This window comes from Metabacillus endolithicus (assembly GCF_023078335.1).
GTDB classification, from domain to species: Bacteria; Bacillota; Bacilli; order Bacillales; family Bacillaceae; genus Metabacillus; species Metabacillus endolithicus.
The window spans coordinates 4,709,910-4,732,242 of sequence record NZ_CP095550.1 but is presented as its reverse complement, the minus strand read 5'-3'; the positions used below and the strand labels follow the sequence as shown (position 1 = coordinate 4,732,242).

Here is a 22,333-nt window from a genome sequence, read left to right as displayed (position 1 = left end):
TGTATTTCCTTTCTATCATTTAACATGTTTGAACTTTTTTGTTGTACTCAACACATAGTAACCGTTGTTCTTAGATTTAGTGTTACACAAAATTGAGCAAAAATAAAGTGGCGCATTTCTGCACCACTTTATTTTGCGTATTCAACAGCTCTTGTTTCACGAATCACAGTAACTTTAATATGACCCGGATAATCGAGCTCTTCTTCAATTCGTTTTCGAATATCTCTTGCTAAGCGATGTGCTTGTAAGTCATCAATACTATCAGGTTTAACCATAATACGTACCTCACGGCCAGCCTGGATGGCAAATGATTTCTCAACACCTTCGTAAGATTCAGATATTTCTTCAAGCTTTTCTAGTCGACGAATATAATTTTCTAGTGTTTCACTACGTGCTCCTGGTCTTGCTGCAGATAATGCATCAGCAGCTGCAACAATAACCGCAATAATCGATGTAGGTTCTGTATCACCATGGTGTGATGCAATGCTGTTAATTACAACAGGATGCTCTTTATACTTTGTCGCAAGTTCTACACCAATTTCCACATGACTACCTTCAACTTCATGGTCAATAGCTTTTCCAATATCATGAAGTAAGCCTGCTCGTTTTGCCAATAATTCATCTTCTCCAAGCTCAGCAGCCATTAATCCTGATAAGAACGCAACTTCCATAGAGTGCTTCAAAACATTTTGACCGTAACTTGTTCTAAATTTCAATCGACCAAGAATCTTAATCAAGTCAGGATAAATCCCATGAACTCCAACTTCGAACGTTGTTTGTTCTCCAATTTCACGAATATATTCATCCACTTCACGACGAGATTTCTCAACCATCTCTTCAATACGCGCTGGGTGAATACGACCATCTTGAACAAGCTTGTCTAATGCAATTCTTGCTGTTTCACGTCGAATTGGATCAAAACCTGACAGGATCACTGCCTCAGGTGTATCATCAATGATAAGGTCTATCCCCGTTAATGTTTCTAACGTACGAATATTACGCCCCTCACGTCCAATAATACGACCTTTCATTTCATCATTTGGAAGATTAACAACAGAAACAGTAGTTTCAGCTACATGATCTGCTGCACATCGTTGAATAGCAAGTGACAGGATTTCTTTCGCTTTCTTGTCAGCTTCTTCTTTAGCACGATTTTCGCTTTCTTTGATCATTACAGCGATATCATGTGTGAGTTCATTTTCTACCTTTTCAAGAATAATTCCTCTTGCTTCATCTCTTGTAAGGCTAGATATGCGCTCAAGCTCTGTTTGCTGTTTACGCACAACCTCGTCCACTTTGCTTTCCATCTCTTCAATATGCTGTTGTCTTTCATTAAGAGAACCTTCTTTTCTCTCTAGCATCGCTTCACGTTTATCTAAAGACTCATCTTTACGATCCAGATTCTCTTCTTTTTGTAATAAGCGATTTTCTTGTTTTTGAAGCTCGTTTCTTCTCTCACGAACTTCCTGTTCTGCATCTGTGCGGAGCTTATGAATTTCATCTTTTGCTTCAAGAAGCGCTTCCTTTTTAGTAGCCTCAGCATCACGCTTTGCTTCTTCAAGAATTTGCTCCGCTGCGTTATTAGCACCAGCAATTTTTGCTTCGGCAATAGATTTTCGAACAAAATAGCCAACAACTGCACCGACGATTAGGCCAAGCAAAATGGAGATGATTATTGATACTACGTCCATTATTACACCTCCTCTTGCTATGAACTTGTTTTTTCTAGATTAAAGTGTCGGCATGTACATTGTTCAATTATAAGTTGTCAACATACAGCACAAAGCTTTGTTTTCATGTTGAACCTTGCGTCTTTAAACTATTTGACATAAGACTTTTTCAAGTACCAACATTTTCGGCTTTCAAAATGCTTCAATCATCATTCTACAAAATTGTAAAATATACATCTCAATTGTAAATCTGTGAATTTTTCTTGTCAAGCCTGTCATTATAATGTTTCTAAGCATTTTGTTCAATCTTATTTCCATGACCTTTGTGATAACTAGCGAAAAAGGATGATTTTTGTAGAATTATGTCACAATATTTTATGCAATATTATTTATCGTTATTTATCGTTTTTCTACTCATAAAATTCTTTAATTCATATGTATTTAAACAAATATCACATTATTTTTTCTAATAAAAATAAAAAAGGGGCAAAACGCCCCTTAAAATTAAATGATTATTCCCCTAATAAGTTAAGCTCTTCTTGACTTTCATCTGGTACAGTAACTTCTTCGTCTAGACCATAATGTTTTCGAATTTGACCCTGTATTTCTAAACGTATTTCAGGGTTTTCCTTTAGGAATTGCTTGGCATTTTCTCGACCTTGACCTAAACGTTCTTCATTATATGAATACCAAGAACCGCTCTTTTGGACAATATCCAAATCCGAACCCATATCGATGATTTCGCCTTCTTTTGAAATTCCCTCACCGTACATAATATCAACTTCTGCTACTTTAAAAGGAGGCGCCACCTTATTTTTAACTACTTTAATTTTTGTTTTATTTCCGACCATATCATTACCTTGTTTAAGTGTTTCAGCACGGCGAACTTCTAAACGAACAGAAGAATAGAATTTTAAAGCACGACCACCAGGAGTTGTCTCAGGGTTTCCGAACATCACGCCTACTTTTTCACGAATTTGGTTAATGAAAATAGCAATTGTTTTAGATTTATTTATAGCACCTGATAATTTACGTAATGCTTGAGACATCAGTCTTGCTTGAAGACCGACATGTGAATCACCCATCTCACCTTCAATTTCAGCTTTAGGTACTAACGCTGCAACCGAGTCAATAACTAAAATATCAACTGCACCACTTCGTACAAGAGCTTCAGCAATTTCTAGTGCTTGTTCACCTGTATCAGGTTGTGAAAGTAGTAATTCATCGATGTTTACACCAAGTTTTTGTGCATATACAGGGTCAAGTGCGTGTTCAGCATCAATAAATGCTGCTTGACCACCTTGCTGTTGAACCTCAGCGATAGCATGTAGTGCTACAGTTGTTTTACCAGAGCTTTCAGGACCATAGATTTCTATGATTCTACCACGAGGATACCCACCTATTCCTAACGCAGTATCAAGTGCTAATGAACCACTTGAAACAGTTGATACCTTTCGATCTGTTTGCTCTCCTAATTTCATAATAGATCCTTTACCGAATTGCTTCTCTATTTGTTTTAACGCCATATCTAAGGCAGCTTGACGATCACTCACAAAATTTCCTCCTTAAAGTTCATCTATAATAAATATACCCCTTTTTATCTTGTTTGCCAAGTAAAAAGCGAACATTTATTCGATTATTTTATTTTAATGTTTTAAAGTCACTATATATCTACTTTTTTATATAAAGAAAAAGTAAATTTCAGATAGTAAGGGAGTTCTATTTTTAATTTTTACTTATTTTCGAATCGTTTGTTGATTTTTACAGCAAAAACAGACTAATTTTCTTCATAGAAAAAAAGACTGCTAAGCAAAAGTCTAATAATAGATTTGTGCTTAACAGACTTCATTATATCATTCAATTTCGTTTAATAGTTTGACTAAATAATGACATCCATACTTTACCGAACGAACACGAATTCCCTTTCTAGATCCAGCTAGATTCAGTTTAAAAACATTGGAGTTCTGATCCCCCATAGAAATGGCAATAAAAACTGTCCCTACAGGTTGTCCCTCATGTGGTTGTGGTCCTGCAGCACCTGTAAAACTAATGCCTATATCACTTTTAGAGAGCTTTCGGATTTGCTCAGCCATTTCCCTTGCACATTCCTCGCTAACTGCACCAAATTGTTCAAGGGTACGTTTTTGTACCTTCAAAATTTGCTCTTTCACTTCATTTGTATAAGAAACAATACTACCTTTAAAAATTTGGGAAGCACCATCTAAAGATGTTATGTACTCTGAAAACATTCCACCTGTTAAACTTTCAGCTGCAGAAATTGTTTTCCCTTTTTTCATCAATAGTTTATTTAATTCATGAACAAGGGTTGTCTGTTCATAACCATAGAAAAACTCACCTACACGGTCATTAATTCTTTTCTCTGTTTCATTAAGGAGTTTTTGTGCAATATGTTCATCTTTATGCTTCGCTGTAAGTCTTAATGTTACTTCTCCATCCGCTGCCAGAGGAGCAATTGTCGGATTTGTTTGTCCATCAATAATATCCTGTATATCTGTTTCAAGCTGGGATTCACCAATTCCAAAATATCTTAAAACACGTGAAATAATTTTATCTTGAAAACCTAGTTTTGTTTGGAAATATTCTCTTCCATAATTCTCAAACATTGGCTTCATTTCACTAGGCGGTCCTGGCAAAAGCATATAAATCATTCCGTCAATATCAACAGCCATTCCAGGAGCCATACCATAGTCATTTTTTAAAATGTAGGAACCATCAATAACCAATGCTTGTTTTTTATTATTTTCAGACATGATACGTTTTGTTTGAGTAAAATAACGTTCAATACTTTCTAAAGCTTCCACATCAAACGTAAGCTCTCTTCCTAACACTTTTGAAATTGTTTCTTTTGTTAAATCATCCTTAGTCGGACCAAGGCCTCCAGTAAAAATGATAACATTAGAACGTTCTTTTGCGTTGTTAATTGCTGATTCTAGACGTGACGGGTTATCTCCAACTACGGTATGATAATAAACACTCAAGCCAAGTTCAGCTAACTCTTGTGATAAAAATTGGGCATTGCTGTTCACTATTTGACCTAAAAGCAACTCTGAACCAACGGCGATAATCTCTGTTCTTATGTTCATGAACAATCCCCCTTATTTAGAATTTACAAAGGCTTGTTTATTTTTAATAAAGTAGTCCCATCCAGAATAAACAGTAAAGAAAGTTGCAACCCATAAAGAAATTGTTGCAAATGGAATGTTCATAAATTCAAATGGTAAATTGTGAAGTAATAAAGCTGAAATGGCGATAATTTGCGTCCATGTCTTAATTTTCCCTAACATGTTGGCTGCCACAACCTCACCTTCTCCGGCTAACACAAGGCGAAGACCGGTTACTGCAAATTCTCGACTTATAATAAGAATAACCATCCACGAAGGTGCAGCTCCCAGCTCCACTAATATAATTAGAGCTGCTGACACGAGTAGCTTGTCTGCTAATGGATCCAGAAATTTCCCTAGATTCGTAACTTGATTCAATTTCCTTGCATAATAACCATCAATCCAATCAGTTGTTGATGCAACAATAAATAGAATAGCTCCTACAAAATGAGTTGTTAAGATTGATTCTGAACCAAACGTTAGTTCTCCCCAGTTAAATGGGACTAACATAATAACCATAAAAACTGGTATTAAAAGAATCCTTGAAATGGTAATTTTATTCGGTAAATTCATGTATATTCCTCCAATTTATTGAACTCAAGCATTTACATGCAAAATGGGACGACCCCATTAGGGAGTATGAACCTCTACTAATAATGTAGTGGTTCATACTCTTCTTCCTGAGTCAGTCCCCTATTCTTTCTTTCTTATAAATGATGGTAATGTCCTGTGGCGTGGTTTTTGTGTCTTGATATTGCAGGAGCTCACCATTAATTTTTAAGTCTGTACCTGGTACATTTCCAACTCTAATTGTTATTTCTGATTCTGCAGTTAAATCATTAACTTTTGTTTCCCCTTTAGGAATTTCTTCTCCATAGAATGTTTTACCTTTTCCGTTTCTAACTCTAACCCATGTCCGATCCTTTGCAACAACTTCCAGCTGAAACTTTTCAGCATCTAATAGCTCATAAGTCGTTGTTGTTCCTTCCACTACAGACAGGCTTTGAGTAGGGGTTTCAGGTTCTTCTGGCTCTGTTGCTTCCTCTTCAGGCGCCTCTTCCTGGACAGCTTCTTCTTCGTTAGCCTGTTCATCTGTTGTTGTCGTATTTTCTACTTTTTCAAATTCAACATCATTTGCTTCAGCCATTTTGTTTTCATTATTAGCATTGTCTTCAGCTGCATCTTGTCTCCATAACCATAATAAAATAGCCACTACTACAACTACAGCTATCGTAAGAAGTTTCGGTAAAAAGTCTATAAATTTAGACGCAGATTTTGGCAATTGTTTTTGTGTTCTTACTCTTGATAACTGCTCAGGAACATCTTCCTTGTGTGTGCTTGGTACATCGTTCTTGTATTCTTCAAAAAGCATTTCCGGATCTAAATCAACTGCTTCAGCATATTGCTTTATAAATGCTCTTGCATAAAATTTACCAGGCATCATAGCATAATTGCCTTCCTCAATGCCTATCAAGTAACGCTTTTGAATTTTTGTTATTTCCTGGAGATCGTCCAAGCTCATATTCTTTTCTTCTCTTGCTTGTTTCAGTCGATTTCCTAGTTCACTCAACCGTAACACCCCATAATTAAAAGTCAAATCCTGAAAGACTTGAAGAGTCGAACATTGTTGGTCCCTCTTCAACATCTTTATATGTAATTTCCTCGCCAGGCTCATTGCGAATTTCTATTATGTAATCAAAATCATCAATTGTATACTCTGTATTCTGTACAAATATATCAGGATGCTCAACAACCTTAGTAGCAGAAAGCCTCATAATTTCTCTTACAAGCTGTAAGTGTTTTTCAGATCCTCTTCTCGTTGAAACAATTCCATCGATAATAAACACATTATCTTCACTATATTCATCGGCAATCAGCTGGCTACGAATAGTTTGTTTAAGTAACGTAGAAGAAACAAACAACCATTTTTTATTTGCACAAACACTTGAGGCCACAATTGATTCTGTTTTTCCAACCCTAGGCATTCCGCGAATTCCAATTAGCTTATGACCTTCTTGTTTATATAATTCTGCCATAAAATCAACCAATAGTCCAAGTTCGTCACGCACAAACCGGAAAGTTTTTTTGTCGTCTGCATCTCTTTGAATATAACGACCATGTCGAACCGCTAATCGATCACGAAGTTTTGGAACTCTAAGCTTTGTAACAGTTATGTTATCCATTGTATTTAAAATTGATTCAAGTCTGCGTACCTGATCATTACTTTCACATTTTAGTAAAAGACCCCGACGGGAATCGTCAACACCATTAATTGTAATAATATTAATTGCCAACATTCCTAACAAGGAAGACACATCACCTAATAAACCGGGACGGTTCTTTTGAATTTCATATTCCAAATACCACTCATATGGCAATTTAAACCCTCCTCTTTAACAACCACTATTATTTATAATAAATGATTTTTCTCAAAGAAGAAAGAGAGAAAGAAACGTATAAGATAAAATGATTTCTCGACTAAGTACAAACCCTCGTTTTATCAAAGAAAAAGAGAGGATCTCTCCTCTCTTAGTGCGAACCATTGTTTTGAACAAGTTTCACCATCATGTTTGCAATCGCATGTTGTTCTTGTTCAGAAGCTACACTCCATAAATCTGCTAGTACTTTTTCTTGTGGGTTTTTAGCTTCTACTTGCTTCGCTAAATAATCACCAATTTCAAACGCTAAGTTAGAAATAACTTGATCGTTCATTCCTTCGTTTTGGGCATGATCTAAACGATCACCAAGGAAATTTTTCCACTCATTCCAATTCTCTAATACAGACATAGGAGTTCCTCCTTTTTAATTGATACAAAATTATTGTTCCAAGGGGAGGAGTTTTTTATACAAATTTCTTTTTTTAAATCCATCCACCATTTACAGAAATAACTTGACCTGTAATATAAGAGGATTTTTCTGATGCTAAAAAAATAACGGTCTCTGCAATTTCATCAGGTGTACCTAACCTACCTAATGGTATTTCTTCTTGAAGTTGATTTAATTCCTCACTGGTAAATTGAGCAAGCATTTTAGTAGATATCGCTCCTGGTGCAATGGCATTAACTCTAATATGACTTGGTGCAAGCTCTTTTGCAAGAGCCTTCACATAAGCATTTTGACCACCTTTCACCATTGAATACAAGACCTCACAAGAAGCACCTGTAATCCCCCAAATAGAGGATATTAACACGATATTACCTTTACGTTTTGTAATCATTGAAGGAATTAGCTTTTGTATTAGACGAAATGGACTTGTTATATGTAGCTCTACCATTTGATCAATCTCTACATCATTTAGATCAGTTACCAATCCATAATGACTCATACCACTATTAAATACAACCAATTCAACAGGCATCTTTATATGTTCAAGTAACTCCTGTACACCCGTTTTGCTTGTCAGATCAGCTTTAATTGGAAGAATTATGTTGTCTTTATACAAGCTTTTTAAGTCCTTTAATACTTTTTCATTTTGATGATAATGGACATATAAATGATACCCTTCACTAATTAATTTTTTGGAGATAGCAATGCCGATATCACCACTCGCCCCAGTTATAAGTGCGTACTTATCCATAACGTTCTCCTTTAATAGTTATTCTATATGTTATGTAACTACTGTTAGTTTCCTTTTAAAGTGTTAAAGTGAATTGAATTGCCGCTTCCCTATTATACAGAAAAAAGATCTGACTGAGTCAGATCTCTCCAATAATTATTTAGGTACCACTTGACATACTGAAAATAACTCTTCATCTACTGCCTCTTGTAATACGTTTGTTATATCTTCTTGAGTTAATGTTTCTAACATTGGGACTACATCAAAAAGGTTCATCTCATTAAATGCATAGCGAGTAAATTGATTGGCAATGTATTCAGGAGAATTAATGGCTCTCAAAAAGTACGATTTTTTTCTTTTTTGTCGCCTGGAATGTTGTGAAGTCCACACCATCTTTTTTGGCACTAAATAAAATTTGTTTAATTTTATCTGCAAGGAGATCAGGATTTTCCGTATCTCCACCGATCATAGCAAATCCAAATCCTTTTTCTTCTGTATAATCATAGCTGAATGTGTCATCAATTAAACCTTCTTTATATAATTCCTCATAATATTTTGAACTTTTACTAAAAAGCATATCGAGAATAATATTCATAGAAAGCTCAAATTTCAATAACTCTTTCCCCACTCGATTAGGAACTTTTAGCTTTCAATCCGACTAAACATTTTGAGCTTTGAACATTCATTTTTAATTTCTCAGTTTTTTTGAATACCCCAACTGGTTCATCTGGGAATTCCCTTTTTATTTCAGGTTGAGCTGTGAAATCTTTTTTACCTTGGTTCGTTCTTACCTGATTTAATATTTCCTCAGGTTCTACAGCACCTACAACAAATAAAAGCATATTACTTGGATGGTAGAATGTGTTATAGCATTCATACAAGGAATCCTTCGTAATTTTAGCAATAGAATCAACGGTTCCAGCAATATCAATTCTAACAGGATGATTTTGATACAAATTTTGAATTAATCCAAAATATAAACGCCAATCAGGATTATCATCATACATATTTATTTCTTGACCAATAATTCCCTTTTCTTTCTCCACCGTTTTTTCTGAAAAATAGGGAACTTGAACAAAATCAATTAATGTTTCTAAGTTTTTTTCAACTGAGCTTGTGCTTGAAAATAAATAAGCTGTTCGCGTGAAGGATGTAAAAGCATTTGCTGAAGCACCTTGCTTACTAAACTGCTGAAATACATCGCCATCTTCTTTTTCAAATAATTTATGTTCAAGAAAATGAGCAATTCCATCAGGTACAGAAATCATCTCTTTTTCATTTAAAGGTTCAAATCGATTATCAATTGATCCGTATTTTGTCGTAAAAGTGGCATAAGTTTTGTTAAAACCTTTTTTAGGTAACACATAGACATCAAAGCCCGTTTGACATTTTTTCGTAATATAATGATTCTTGTAATTGATCGAAGCGAATAGGATTTGTTGTCATGCCGTTCCCCCCATTCCTTTTAAGAAATAAATTGTATCTAGCTCAACCTTCTGAGCAACTTTAGTTACCTCTTCTTTTGTTACCTTTTCAATTCCATTTAGATAGTCCTCAAATGATCGATTACTATTTGCAATAACGTTATGGTAAACAATTTCAACTAAGCCATAAGCAGTATCCACAGTTTCTAGTAATTGATTTCGGATGACAGCCTTGGTTTGCTCAAACTCTTGTTCTGTGAAATCTCCGTTTTTCATTGCAGCCATCTGTTCTTTTATAATGGAAACTGCCTGATCATAGTTTTGAACCTCAATACCTGACATAACCATTAATAAACCTTTATGACTTTCTACCCTTGATGCTGCATAATAAGCTAAACTCGCTTTTTCTCGAACATTGATAAATAATTTTGAATGAGAAAAACCACCGAAAATACCATTAAAGACCTGCAGAGCATAGTAATCGTCATCTTTATACGTACTATTTGTTCGATAACCGATGTTTAATTTCCCTTGCTTCACATCTTGTTCTTCAATTACTTCTTTTTCTATTACTTCTTTTGTATAAAGAGTCTGTTCTACAGATTTACGGCTGTTCTCAAACGTAAAGTATTTGTTAACATACCCTTTAACTTCTTCTTGATCAAGATCTCCTACAACATATAAATCAATATGATCTGTCTTAATGCATTTTTGATAATATTCATACAACGATTTTGCATCAATCTTATCCACATCTTTGTTTTCACCATTCACGTGTAAAGCATAAGGCTCATCTTTACACATTTCTTGTACAAGTCTTAAATTAGAATACCTCATTTTGTCATCATTAACAGATTGAATACGTTGCTTTAGGGTACGTTTTTCTTGTGTAACTATTTCATCCTGAAATGCTTCATTTTCTATAACTGGTTGCAATAAAATTTCGGATAAAAATTTAATTCCTTGTTCTAATAATGGAGTAGCGTCTGTTAAAAATTTTTCGTTTGCTATCTCCATTCGAAAAGAAATGATGTGATTTTCACCTTTTTTTGATAAATCTACATGAAGTGTTGCACCATACAATTCATCCAAATGTTGTCTTAAAACAGTGCTAGAAGGGAAGTTTTTTGTCCCTCTTTGAAGTACATATGGTAATAGTGCTCTATATGTAACATCCTGTTCATTTAAAGGGGTAATAACTTAAGAACTATGGTATTGGTTTTGAATTTTGCTGTTGAGACGGTATGCAAAGATAGACCGTTTACATCTGTTTGCTGTTCATGAAAATAAGACATGAAGACCCTCCTTTTTACTATTTTCAATTTGTTTGTAATTATATCAATACAAGGATAATAAAGGAAATAATACACTTTTATTTACTATCTTATCCTAACTCTTATCATAAAATTCTATACAAAAAGAGACCGAATTCGGTCTCTTTAAGCTAATTTTGGCATTTGCTTTGGATCTTTCTCCAGGTCCTTAACTTGGATAAAGAGTAACACAACCATAACTGCTATTACACTTGAACCGGCAGAAATGTAATAGACAAGATGTTCACTAACAGACATTAAGTATGAATAAACTGGAGGTCCTGCTGCAACACCAATAAATCTCATTGCACTATATATTGATGTAATTGTACCTCTCTCTTCTTTTTCAATACCTTCTGTAATTAAAGCATCTAAACTTGGTAAGGTAATGCCAATACCTATTCCAGTTAAAACTAAAAAAGAAATTAAAAATATCAATGTATGTTGTACTCTTAATGCAATAAAAGAAATTGCAACTAATCCCATGCCAGCGATAATAACCGTTTTCATTAAATTTTTATTTTGACCAATTTTCTTCCCGGATATGAAAGAACTAACCGATAAAGCCAGTAATGGGATAGCTAAAACTAACCCTTTCTTTACTCCATTAATGTTATATTGTTTTTCTAACATGTCCGACAAGTAAAATAAAATTCCAAATAGAACAAACATAATAATACACCCAACTGCAAAAATGGCAAAAAGCCATTTACCATTTTCTTTAAAAATACCTTTTACACAGTGGGCAAATTCCTTAACTGTTTGTACTTCTTTATCTTTTGTTTTCGGTACTTTTACAAGGAAAGCTACAAGTAAAACACTAACTAAACTAAAAAAAGGTATAAACCAAAACGGTAGAAACCATAAAAATGCTGCAAGAGCTGCACCAATTATAGGACTCAAAACCTTACCTGCAGTGTTGGCTGTTTCGGTTAACCCAAGACCAGCACTTATTTCTTCATCACTTTTAAACATATCTCCTACTAATGGCATAACGACGGGTGCTGCTCCTGCAGAACCTATTCCTTGAAGCACACGTCCTATTAAGATCCATATGTAAGGATCTTCAATTTTCCAAGAAAGTAACCAGATACCGCTCCACCTAACCCAGCAATAATTAAACATGGAACCATCACAATTTTTCGTCCAAACCGGTCTGATAAGTAACCCGCTATTGGAATTAAAATAATCGCAACAATCGAGTATACAGTAATAATTAAAGATACCTGAAAGGCACTAATATTTAATTTTTTTGAGATGAGAGGTAAAACAGGAATCAGCATAGAATTTCCTAATGTCATGACAAGAGGAACAGATGATAATGCAAGTAAATCAAGCTTCTTTGGTGCTCCCATATTTTCTTCACCTGTCTAAAGATTATTTTGTTAACAAGTTCATTTTGCGTAAAATCGGTCTAACATATACTGGAATTTAGTAACAGTAATTTCAAACGCGTTGTGTTTACAGTAAAAAAGCTTCTCCATTTTAGTTTGGAGAAGCTTTTTTATTATCGTTTTCCCTTTTCATAAGGTGTTCCCAATGCTTTAGGTGAATCAGCACGGCCGATAAATCCTGTTAATGCAAGAATTGTTAAAACATAAGGAAGAATAAGTAAATAAACAGCTGGGATATCTTTTAAAAACGGAATTGTTCCACCTATAATACTCAAGCCTTGAGCCAGCCCAAAGAATAAAGCTGCTCCCATTGCTCCAAGCGGGTGCCATTTTCCAAATATTACTGCTGCAAGTGCCATAAATCCTTGACCACTTATCGTAGCATGACTAAAGTCTCTAGAAATAATAGTAGCATAAACAGCACCACCTAAACCGGCAAATGCACCACTTAATAGAACTCCTATATACCTCATTCTAGTTACATTAATCCCCATAGTATCAGCAGCCATTGGATGTTCTCCTACTGAACGTAAACGAAGTCCAAATGGCGTCTTAAAGATTACATACCAAACAACAATCGCAGTGAAAATTGCTAAATAAGAAGTTACATATCCACCTGAGAAAAATATTTTTCCAATAATCGGGATATCACTTAATAATGGTACATCCATTTTGTTAAAACTAATATTGATTCGATCAGTTTGCCCTTTTTCATAAATATTTTTAACAAGGAATAATGTTAAACCAACTGCCAAGAAGTTTATTGCAACACCACTTACAACTTGATCTGCCTTAAACGTAATAGAAGCTACAGCATGTAATAATGAAAAAATCGATGCAGCAACCATAGCGGCAACGATAGATAGCCACGGAGTAGCATTTCCAAATACTTCAGCAAACTGTAGATTAAATACAATTCCTACAAAAGCACCAATAACCATTAAACCTTCTAGACCGATATTAACAACACCTGAACGTTCACTAAAAACTCCTCCAAGTGCAGTGAAAATAAGTGGAGCCGCAACAAATAAAGCTGTTGGGATAATGATTTCTAAAGCTTGTAGTATGCTCACTTATTTCCCCTCCTTTTTAAAACGTAATAATATCCAACGGATAAAATAGCTAGAAGCAACGAAGAAGATAATAAGCGCAATAATGATTTCAACAAGCTCATTTGGAACACCAGCTTCAGAAGGCATATTTAACGCCCCAACTTTTAACCCGCCAAACAAAGCTCCCGATAGGATAATACCAATTGCAGCGTTCCCACCAATAAGTGCAACAGCAATACCATCAAATCCTATTCCGGTAAATCCATTTTTAACTGAAACATATTCAAATGTTCCAAGACCTTCCATAGCACCGGCAACACCCGCGAAAACACCTGATATTACCATAGAAAGAACAATGTTACGACTAACATTCATACCAGAATAATGTGCTGCATCATGATTAAATCCTACAGCTCGTAGTTCAAAGCCTTTTGTTGTTTTCTCAAGTAAGAACCACATAATAAAGGCACCGATTAAAGCAATAAAAATTCCATAATGCATACGTGAGTAATCTGTTATACTTTCAAAAAACTCAGAACGTAATGATGCAGACGGGAATATTTTGTCAGTGGAATCACTGTTTTCAGTAATAACCTCTCTTATTAGATAATTTGTTACATGCAGTGCAACATAGTTCATCATAATTGAAACGATTACTTCATGGACTTTAAATCTAGCCTTTAAAAATCCAGGAACAAAAGCCCATAATGCACCCGCTAATCCAGCAGCGATAATCGCTAATGGGAGATGTATAATTGCCGGTAACTCAAACGCAACACCAACCCAAACAGCTGCTAACCAGCCAACAATTACTTGACCTTCAACACCAATGTTAAAAAGTCCTGTTCTATAAGCAAAGGCAACAGCTAAACCAGTAAGAATATACGGTGTTAATTGTCTAACTGTTTCACCAATATAATAAGTGTCACCAAAAATTCCATACCATAATGCACTATATCCAGCAATAGGATTGTATCCACTAACAAGCATGATAATTGCACCTGAGATTAATCCTAAGATGACCGCAATTACAGGAATTAATAAGTTCATATAACGATTTAAATTCATGACTGGTTACCTTCTTTCTGACGCTTACTTCCCGCCATAAGGAGTCCGAGTTCTTGCTCAGTTGTTTCTTTAGGATCCACGATATCAACGATTTGCCCTTCATAAATAACAGCAATTCGATCACTTACGTTGATAATTTCATCCAATTCAAAAGAAATGAGAAGTACCGCTTTCCCTTTATCACGCTGCTCAATTAATCGGCTATGAATGAATTCAATCGCACCAACATCAAGACCTCGCGTAGGTTGAGCTGCAATTAACAATTCTGGGTTACGATCAACCTCTCTCCCTATAATTGCTTTTTGTTGATTTCCACCTGAGAGAGCTCTTGCAAGTGTTGAAGAACTAGGTGTTCTAACATCAAATTCCTTAATGAGTTCCTTTGCTTTATCATAAATTGATTTAAAGTTTAAAACACCATTTTTTGAAAATGGTTGCTTATAATATGATTGTAAAACCATGTTTTCACCAATTGGAAAGTCTAGCACTAAACCCATGTTTATGTCTGTCTTGTGGGATATGCCCAACACCTGATTCAGTTATTTTTCTAGGATGAAAATTTGTAATATCTTTATTGTTAATTTTAATAGAACCAGAGCTGACTTTTCTTAATCCTGTTATCGCTTCAATTAATTCAGTTTGACCATTACCGTCTACACCTGCAACACCGACAATTTCACCAGCACGTACAGATAAGTTCAGAGAATTAACCATTGCAACCTGTCGATTATCCTTTACGATAAGATCATTAATAGTTAAAACATCTTCCTTCGGTTTAGCAGGAGTTTTTTCAGTTTTAAAGGAGACCTCACGTCCCACCATAAGTGAAGCTAATTCGTTTGGATTTGTATCAGCAACATTAACTGTTCCAATTCCTTCACCTTTCCTGATAACCGTAACCCGATCACAAACTTCCATAATCTCTTTTAACTTATGTGTAATTAATATGATTGATTTTCCTTCTTTTATCAACGTCTTTAAGATTTGAATTAACTCTTTAATTTCTTGTGGAGTAAGAACTGCTGTCGGCTCATCAAAAATTAAGATTTCAGCACCACGATATAGAGTTTTTAAAATTTCTACACGTTGCTGCATCCCTACTGATATATCAGATATTTTTGCCGACGGATCTACTGCTAAACCATATTTTTCAGATATCTCTTTAACCTGCTTCTCAGCATCTTTTATATTGATTGTCGTTCCTTTTTTCGGCTCATTTCCTAATATAATGTTTTCTGTAATAGAAAAAGTATTAACCAACATAAAATGCTGGTGGACCATGCCGATCCCTAAATCATTCGCTATATTAGGATTGGTAATATCTACTTTTTTCCCTTTTACTTTTATCTCCCCTTTTTCAGGTTGATATAAGCCAAAAAGAACATTCATTAAAGTTGATTTTCCTGCACCATTTTCACCTAATAAGGCATGAATTTCGCCTTTTTTCACTTGTAATGTAATATTATTATTTGCTACTATGCCAGGAAATTCCTTACGAATATTTAGCATTTCAATTACATATTCCAACTTGCTCACTCCTTTTTCCTGAACAACTTATGGTTTTCACGTTTCATTTTGCTAAAAACTAGCTGGTATGAAAATCACCAAATGCAAATCTACTAAATCTTTCATTATCATGATGACATAATTTAATTAACTAACTACCCTTCTATAGTTGCTTTTTTGTATAGGAAGTCATCAATGATCTTATAAAAAATAAATCGAATGAATTATTAGAATATTTGCATTTAATGATTTTCAGGAATAAGGGCTGACTTTTATCTATAAAGACACCCCAAAATTATTATTGTTGGAGGAGTCTAAAGGATTATCTAAGTCAGCCCTACCCCTATTTATTATTTTGTTGGTACTTCGATTTCACCATTAACAATTTTTTGCTCATATTCTTCTACTTTTGCTTTTAGCTCATCAGATAAATGCTCATCGCTTGGAGCAATTCCAATTGCTTCTTCTTCAATACCATACTCAATTACTTGACCACCAGGGAACTCACCAGCTTTTGCTTTTTCAGCAAGGTCCTTTACAGCAACGTCTACACGTTTAACCATAGATGTAAGAGTAATATTGAATTCTTCACCATCTTTTGTTGTACCGTTACCTTCTTCGTGTTGGTCTTTATCAACCCCAATAACCCATAGTTCACGGTTTGGATCTTCTACTTTTAAGTCAATTGCTTCAGAAAATACACCATTACCTGTACCACCAGCAGCATGATAAATAATATCAGCGCCTAAACCATACATACTTGATGCAATTTGCTTACCTTTTGCAGCATCCCCGAAAGAACCAGCATATTGAACTTCAACAGTTGCATCAGGATTTACAGCTTTAACACCTTCAATAAATCCAACTTCAAACTTCTTGATAAGGTCACCCTCAACACCACCAACGAAACCAATTTTGTTTGTTTTCGTTGTTAAACCAGCAACAACACCTACTAGGAATGATCCTTGATGTTCTTTGAATGTAATGCTTGCAACATTAGGTTGTTCTACAACACTATCAACAATTGCAAAGTGTGTATCTTTTTGTTGTTGTGCAATTTCATCAACAGCTGGTTGTAATAAGTAACCAATACCATAAATTAAATCAAAATTCTTACGAGCTAATGTATTTAAGTTTGTTGCATAATCTGCATCACTTTTGGATTGAAGGTAATCAAAACCGTCAGTTCCTTTTTCTAATCCATTTTCTTCTCCATATGCTTGAAGACCTTCCCAAGCAGATTGGTTAAATGATTTATCATCTACACCACCAATATCAGTTACCATCGCAACAGAAAAATTATCTTCTTTTGCTTCTCCGCCGCCTTCACCGCCAGCGCCTTCATTTTTGTCAGCACCACCGCAACCTGCTAACAGTGTTCCTGCAGCAAGAAAAAGTGATAATGCTAGTCCATTTCTTTTCTTCATCATTAAAGCCCCCTAAAAAATATTTTAAAATAACAACATAACCTAAACGTATAGCCTATCTTGGCCAACCACCTCCTTAAAGTAAAGAGCTATGTACTCTCATACATTTTAAACAACCTTTAGGAGTTAAGCACGATATAGCGGAGATTTCCTTACATACTTTATTATCGAAAAGTATGTACCACTATTTATTCTTTACCTATAAACGTTTCCTTACTACATGAAAACTAAAATGGTCCGCTCTAAAATAGTTTAATGAGTATAGTACGGGTTGATCTTGATCATTAAAATGCATTTGTTTTAAAAGCAATAATGATGTTTCGGGATCACATTCTAATATTGGAGAAATTTTTTCATGATAACCAATTGGTTCAATATGTGTAACTGCATAACTTATATAAATATTTGCTTTATCTTCAAGTAATTTAAACAAAGATTCTTGTTCATGATCAAATGTGTCTGGCAATATTTTAGTTGGGATTTTATCTAAACAATATACAACAGGCTCTCCGTTTGCGGTTCTTACTCGTTCAAGTAAAAATATCTCTTCTGATTTTTCACATTTAAATCTTTTAACATCATCTTCTGTTGCACCAGTAATTGAGGAAGATAAAAAAACAGTACCAGGCTTTAAACCAGCTTGTTCAATCATAGCTGTGACACTATTTAATTGCTCAATACCTGAGGTGAATCTAGGTTTAGAATTAACAAAGGTACCTACACCATGCCTTCTAATGATAACGTTTTCTTCTTCTAGTGTTCGTAATGCTTCTCGTAAAGTCGCTCTACTTACACCTAGACTTTTCGATAATTCGAATTCAGAAGGTAATTTTTCTCTTTCTCGATATGTACCATTTTCTATATCTTCTTTGATCTTATCAATCACTTGTAAATACAAATGCCGATTATCAGATTTTATGGTCATTGAAACGCGCCCCCAGTTATACCCACTATATACAAGAGATCAGACATCAGATGTTATACACCATAGTCTAACCGAAATTACTATATCATGTTTTATACTATAAATAAATAGAAACTAGTAAAAATTGTCGAATAAGGAAGGAATTCTTTCCTATCGTTTGTTTCTATGGGTTAACTTATACCCATAACATGACTCTTCATACAATGCATTTATATCTTACTCTTTTTGTCACATTTTGTCGATGAATTTAATAGTTATATACCAAAACCATAAAAAAAACTAAACAGAAATCAACTTATTAAAAGATGTCTCTGTTTAGTCATGATATTAAGAAGTAATGTCTTCATGTTTTTCTTTTGAAAGAAGGACTTCTCGCGGTTTGCTTCCTTCATATGGACCGACGATTCCTCGTTCTTCCATCGCATCTATTAATCTTGCAGTACCCTTGTATATCCAACACGAAATCGTCTTTGAAGCATAGATACAGAGGCTGTTTGCATGTCAACAACAAGTTGTACAGCTTCATCAAACAATTCATCATCAACTTCACTAGTTGTTTCTACAACCTCAGTTGGAATCATTTCTTCCTGATATTGAGCTTTTTGTTGTGCAATAACAAAGTTAACTGTTTGTTCTACCTCTTCATCGGATAAAAATGCACCTTGTACCCGAACTGGTTTAGAGGCACCAACAGGTAGGAAGAGCATGTCCCCTCTTCCAAGTAGCTTTTCAGCTCCTCCCATATCTAATATGGTTCTTGAATCTGTCATGGATGAGACACTAAAGGCAATACGAGAAGGAATATTTGCCTTAATAACACCTGTAATAACATCAACTGATGGACGCTGTGTCGCAATAATTAAATGTATTCCAGCTGCACGTGCCATTTGCGAAAGCCTTGTAATAGAATCTTCTACATCAGAAGAAGCTACCATCATCAAGTCTGCAAGCTCATCAACAATTACAACAATATATGGGAGTTCCGGTTGCTTTGCTTCCTCTTCACGGTTATTTCTTTTTATAACTTCATTATAACCCTCTATGTTTCTAGTACCTGTATGGGAGAAGAGCTCATATCTTCTTTCCATTTCATTAACAACTTTTTTTAATGCTTGTGATGCTTTTTTAGGATCTGTTACTACCGGTGCAAGCAAATGTGGTACCCCGTTATATACATTTAACTCGACCATTTTTGGATCAATCATCATCAACTTGACTTCATGTGGTTTTGCTCTCATTAAAATACTAGTAATGATACCGTTAATACAAACACTCTTTCCGCTTCCTGTAGCACCTGCAACTAAAAGATGGGGCATTTTGTTTAGTTCAGCTAAAACCGCATCACCTGAAATATCTCTTCCTAGGCCAATTAACAACCTTGCATCTGGGCGATCATTTGCTTTTGATTCTAATACTTCTCTTAATGAAACCATTGCGATTTCTGAATTAGGCACTTCAATTCCAACTGCTGATTTCCCCGGAATAGGTGCTTCTATTCGAATATCTTTTGCTGCTAATGCTAATGCAAGATCATCACTTAAGTTGACAATTTTGCTAACCTTTACTCCGACATCAGGATAAACTTCGTATTTGGTAACAGCAGGACCTAAATGAACTTGTGTTACTTTAGCTTTTACACCAAAGCTTTGAAACGTTTTTTCAAGTTTCCTTGCATTTTCATAAATATTCTTCTTATCTGCCTGCTGTGAATTTTGTTTTGGAGCTTTTAACAAATCAAGTGGTGGTAGCTTATAATCTTTATTTTCTACTTCAACAAATGATATTGTTTGAAGTGCCTCATTAACCTCACTGGATTCATTAGATGATTGTTGTTGTTTTTCATGATCTGCTTTTCTTTCTTTAGGGTCGCGAGAAGGTTGTTTTTGTTCTTCCATTGTATGTATAATCATTTCTTGCTGACCATTCTCTGTATCAGAAAAGCTTGATATGATTGGTTGAAGTACATCTTCTTCATCCTCTAAATCTTCTTCCATTATTTCATCATCATAATCTTTTTTCTCTTTCTTCTTCTTTTTAGGCTTTTTCTTTTTTTGCTGCTGTCTTAAGGCCTTAGGTAGATTTTTCATATCTTCTAAAAAGCCAACTGTTTGATTCTTGATAAATCCACCAATAGGGAGAAGAATCTTCGCCAGTGTAGCTTGAAGGGATTTTCCAGTAATCAAAAGTACTCCAATTACAATTAAGACAATTGCTATAATTTTTGAACCAGCCTCTGCAAATAAATAATAGGATGCAGCAAACAATACCGCTCCGATTATTCCCCCGCCTAAATCAACAGTACTTGCTTCACCTTTTACTTCCATCCAAAATAGCTCAAGAGTATTAGAAATCACACTTGGTGAAGCGAAGGTACCATTATGTGAGAGCATTTTAAATAATGTCACATGACTTAATAATAACAATGATGCTGTTACGCAATATATTCCTATCATTTGTCTGCTAAATAAAGTTGGGATCTGCCGCTTCCATATAAGGAATAGTGAAAACAGGACAATTCCAATAAGAAAGAGCATGTACCATTCGCCACTAAAAAATCGAAACAAATGAACGAATGTTGTTCCGACAAATCCAAGCTTTGAAATTGTAATAAGAGCAATTGCTAAAATGATTAAGCCTGCCAACTCAAACTTTAGTGTCTTCTTCCAATCATCCTTTGACTGTTTCTGTCTTCTTTTTCGTTTTGCCATCTTTTATCACCTTTGTTTCTTTCGAATATGTAATTATATCTAAAATTAATGCAGCCAAAGGCATCATGCACAGTTTTTTTATTATTTTAAATACAATGAAGAAAGCAGCCGAAATGGCTGCCTTATAAAAGAAGATCTATTTTATTATATCATAACAGAACTAGATGGTAGAAAGGGACATTGTAATTTTTTGACCTGGACATAATTCTGAATTTAAATAGTGCTGTGGATCACTACTTAATACTCGTATAATCTCGTATTGGGCATTCTCAGATTGTTGAACTAGCAGTTGTATCCCGTTCATTTCGATGACTGATTGCTTTTTATATTCTGCTTCTGTATGAGGAAACATAAGTTCCTCTGGCATCATTGTATAATAAATCATTATTGAAGCACCTGATCATCGTCATTTTTCTCGAGTAAACTATTGAGCTTTTTAATTGCTTGTCCAACGCCGCCTACTTCGTTTATCAAACCATATTCCACAGCATCCGCTCCAACGACATTCGTTCCGATATCACGAGTTAGGTTGCCTTTTGACAGCATAAGCTCTTTAAATTTCTCTTCACTAATATGTGAATTCTTTGTTACGAAATTAATAACACGCTCTTGCATTTTGTCTAAATATTCGAAAGTCTGTGGAACCCCAATAACAAGACCTGTTAATCTTACTGGATGAATCGTCATTGTTGCAGACTCTGCTATGAATGAATAATCACAAGATACTGCAATTGGAACGCCAATAGAATGGCCTCCACCTAAAACAATCGATACTGTTGGTTTAGATAAGGATGATAGCATCTCAGCTATCGCAAGTCCCGCTTCAACGTCTCCACCAACGGTATTAAGAATAACTAATAAACCTTCAATATTTGGGTTTTGTTCAATTGCAACAATTTGAGGAATAACATGCTCATATTTCGTTGTTTTATTTTGTGGTGGTAGTTGAATATGTCCTTCAATTTGTCCCACAATTGTTAAACAGTGTATTTTTGAATCGTTTCCCATTTGAGGAACATTCGTTTGTCCTAATTGTTGGATTTTCTCTACAATAGAGCTCTCTTTTCCTTCTGGTTTTTCTGTAGCCTCATTTTTTATGTAATGATCATGATTTGTCATGTTAGCCATCCTTTCTATTTCATTCTTTCTGTAGTATTGACAACCTCAC

14 protein-coding genes and 5 pseudogenes are annotated in these 22,333 nt (G+C 34.9%); all 19 read right to left on the bottom strand.

The features are described 5' to 3' along the window. Positions 1-128: 128 nt before the first annotated feature. On the bottom strand, positions 129-1,691 hold the full coding sequence (gene rny / locus MVE64_RS23970) for a ribonuclease Y (RefSeq protein WP_425593973.1): 1,563 nt from the start codon (positions 1,689-1,691) through the stop codon (positions 129-131). 491 nt (positions 1,692-2,182) lie between these two features. Further along, positions 2,183-3,223: a recombinase RecA gene (gene recA, locus MVE64_RS23965; RefSeq protein WP_281730415.1), complete on the bottom strand. Its 1,041-nt coding sequence runs from the start codon at positions 3,221-3,223 to the stop codon at positions 2,183-2,185. 300 nt (positions 3,224-3,523) lie between these two features. Next, entirely contained in the window at positions 3,524-4,774 is a 1,251-nt protein-coding gene (locus MVE64_RS23960) for a competence/damage-inducible protein A (RefSeq protein ID WP_281730414.1), read from the bottom strand. Between the two features lie 12 nt (positions 4,775-4,786). Beyond that, on the bottom strand, positions 4,787-5,365 hold the full coding sequence (gene pgsA / locus MVE64_RS23955) for a CDP-diacylglycerol--glycerol-3-phosphate 3-phosphatidyltransferase (RefSeq protein ID WP_212134614.1): 579 nt from the start codon (positions 5,363-5,365) through the stop codon (positions 4,787-4,789). Positions 5,366-5,477: 112 nt separating this feature from the next. Next, positions 5,478-6,371 (bottom strand): helix-turn-helix domain-containing protein, encoded by an 894-nt coding sequence (locus MVE64_RS23950; RefSeq protein ID WP_247347223.1) that lies wholly within the window; start codon positions 6,369-6,371, stop codon positions 5,478-5,480. Positions 6,372-6,378: 7 nt separating this feature from the next. Then, positions 6,379-7,170: a DUF3388 domain-containing protein gene (locus MVE64_RS23945; protein WP_247341775.1), complete on the bottom strand. Its 792-nt coding sequence runs from the start codon at positions 7,168-7,170 to the stop codon at positions 6,379-6,381. Positions 7,171-7,321: 151 nt separating this feature from the next. After that, positions 7,322-7,579 (bottom strand): DUF3243 domain-containing protein, encoded by a 258-nt coding sequence (locus tag MVE64_RS23940; RefSeq protein WP_098796360.1) that lies wholly within the window; start codon positions 7,577-7,579, stop codon positions 7,322-7,324. A 73-nt stretch (positions 7,580-7,652) separates the two neighbouring features. Next, positions 7,653-8,369, bottom strand: a complete 717-nt coding sequence (gene ymfI, locus MVE64_RS23935) for an elongation factor P 5-aminopentanone reductase (RefSeq protein WP_247341772.1) — start codon at positions 8,367-8,369, stop codon at positions 7,653-7,655. A gap of 135 nt (positions 8,370-8,504) precedes the next feature. Then, positions 8,505-9,794: pseudogene (gene yfmH, locus MVE64_RS23930) on the bottom strand (EF-P 5-aminopentanol modification-associated protein YfmH). Further along, a pseudogene (yfmF, locus tag MVE64_RS23925) lies at positions 9,791-11,067 on the bottom strand (EF-P 5-aminopentanol modification-associated protein YfmF). The pseudogenes yfmH and yfmF overlap by 4 nt, the downstream one beginning before the upstream one ends. A gap of 144 nt (positions 11,068-11,211) precedes the next feature. After that, positions 11,212-12,440: pseudogene (gene bcbE / locus MVE64_RS23920) on the bottom strand (bacillibactin exporter BcbE). Between the two features lie 152 nt (positions 12,441-12,592). Continuing rightward, a complete protein-coding gene (locus tag MVE64_RS23915) occupies positions 12,593-13,546 on the bottom strand; it encodes an ABC transporter permease (RefSeq protein ID WP_379050906.1) in 954 nt (317 codons plus the stop codon). Positions 13,547-13,552: 6 nt separating this feature from the next. Then, complete coding sequence (locus tag MVE64_RS23910) at positions 13,553-14,599, bottom strand: ABC transporter permease (protein ID WP_247341769.1); 1,047 nt, start codon at positions 14,597-14,599, stop codon at positions 13,553-13,555. After that, positions 14,596-16,126: pseudogene (locus MVE64_RS23905) on the bottom strand (ABC transporter ATP-binding protein). The gene MVE64_RS23910 and the pseudogene MVE64_RS23905 overlap by 4 nt, the downstream one beginning before the upstream one ends. Before the next feature lie 329 nt (positions 16,127-16,455). Continuing rightward, on the bottom strand, positions 16,456-17,535 hold the full coding sequence (locus MVE64_RS23900; protein WP_247341766.1) for a BMP family lipoprotein: 1,080 nt from the start codon (positions 17,533-17,535) through the stop codon (positions 16,456-16,458). A gap of 196 nt (positions 17,536-17,731) precedes the next feature. After that, a complete protein-coding gene (locus MVE64_RS23895; protein ID WP_098796351.1) occupies positions 17,732-18,457 on the bottom strand; it encodes a GntR family transcriptional regulator in 726 nt (241 codons plus the stop codon). Positions 18,458-18,784: 327 nt separating this feature from the next. Beyond that, positions 18,785-21,165: pseudogene (locus tag MVE64_RS23890) on the bottom strand (FtsK/SpoIIIE family DNA translocase). 160 nt (positions 21,166-21,325) lie between these two features. Beyond that, positions 21,326-21,550, bottom strand: a complete 225-nt coding sequence (locus MVE64_RS23885) for a YlzJ-like family protein (RefSeq protein WP_247341763.1) — start codon at positions 21,548-21,550, stop codon at positions 21,326-21,328. Continuing rightward, positions 21,550-22,284 (bottom strand): ClpP family protease, encoded by a 735-nt coding sequence (locus tag MVE64_RS23880; protein ID WP_098796348.1) that lies wholly within the window; start codon positions 22,282-22,284, stop codon positions 21,550-21,552. The genes MVE64_RS23885 and MVE64_RS23880 overlap by 1 nt, the downstream gene beginning before the upstream one ends. Between the last annotated feature and the right edge of the window lie 49 nt (positions 22,285-22,333).

Bases quoted from the DNA above. Each gene is read 5' to 3' on its own strand.
- MVE64_RS23880 (WP_098796348.1), bottom strand. From the start codon at position 22,284: ATGACAAATCATGATCATTACATAAAAAATGAGGCTACAGAAAAACCA.
- MVE64_RS23895 (WP_098796351.1), bottom strand. From the start codon at position 18,457: ATGACCATAAAATCTGATAATCGGCATTTGTATTTACAAGTGATTGAT.
- MVE64_RS23960 (WP_281730414.1), bottom strand. From the start codon at position 4,774: ATGAACATAAGAACAGAGATTATCGCCGTTGGTTCAGAGTTGCTTTTA.
- rny (WP_425593973.1), bottom strand. From the start codon at position 1,691: ATGGACGTAGTATCAATAATCATCTCCATTTTGCTTGGCCTAATCGTC.
- MVE64_RS23910 (WP_247341769.1), bottom strand. From the start codon at position 14,599: ATGAATTTAAATCGTTATATGAACTTATTAATTCCTGTAATTGCGGTC.
- MVE64_RS23885 (WP_247341763.1), bottom strand. From the start codon at position 21,550: ATGATTTATTATACAATGATGCCAGAGGAACTTATGTTTCCTCATACA.
- ymfI (WP_247341772.1), bottom strand. From the start codon at position 8,369: ATGGATAAGTACGCACTTATAACTGGGGCGAGTGGTGATATCGGCATT.
- MVE64_RS23900 (WP_247341766.1), bottom strand. From the start codon at position 17,535: ATGATGAAGAAAAGAAATGGACTAGCATTATCACTTTTTCTTGCTGCA.
- pgsA (WP_212134614.1), bottom strand. From the start codon at position 5,365: ATGAATTTACCGAATAAAATTACCATTTCAAGGATTCTTTTAATACCA.
- MVE64_RS23940 (WP_098796360.1), bottom strand. From the start codon at position 7,579: ATGTCTGTATTAGAGAATTGGAATGAGTGGAAAAATTTCCTTGGTGAT.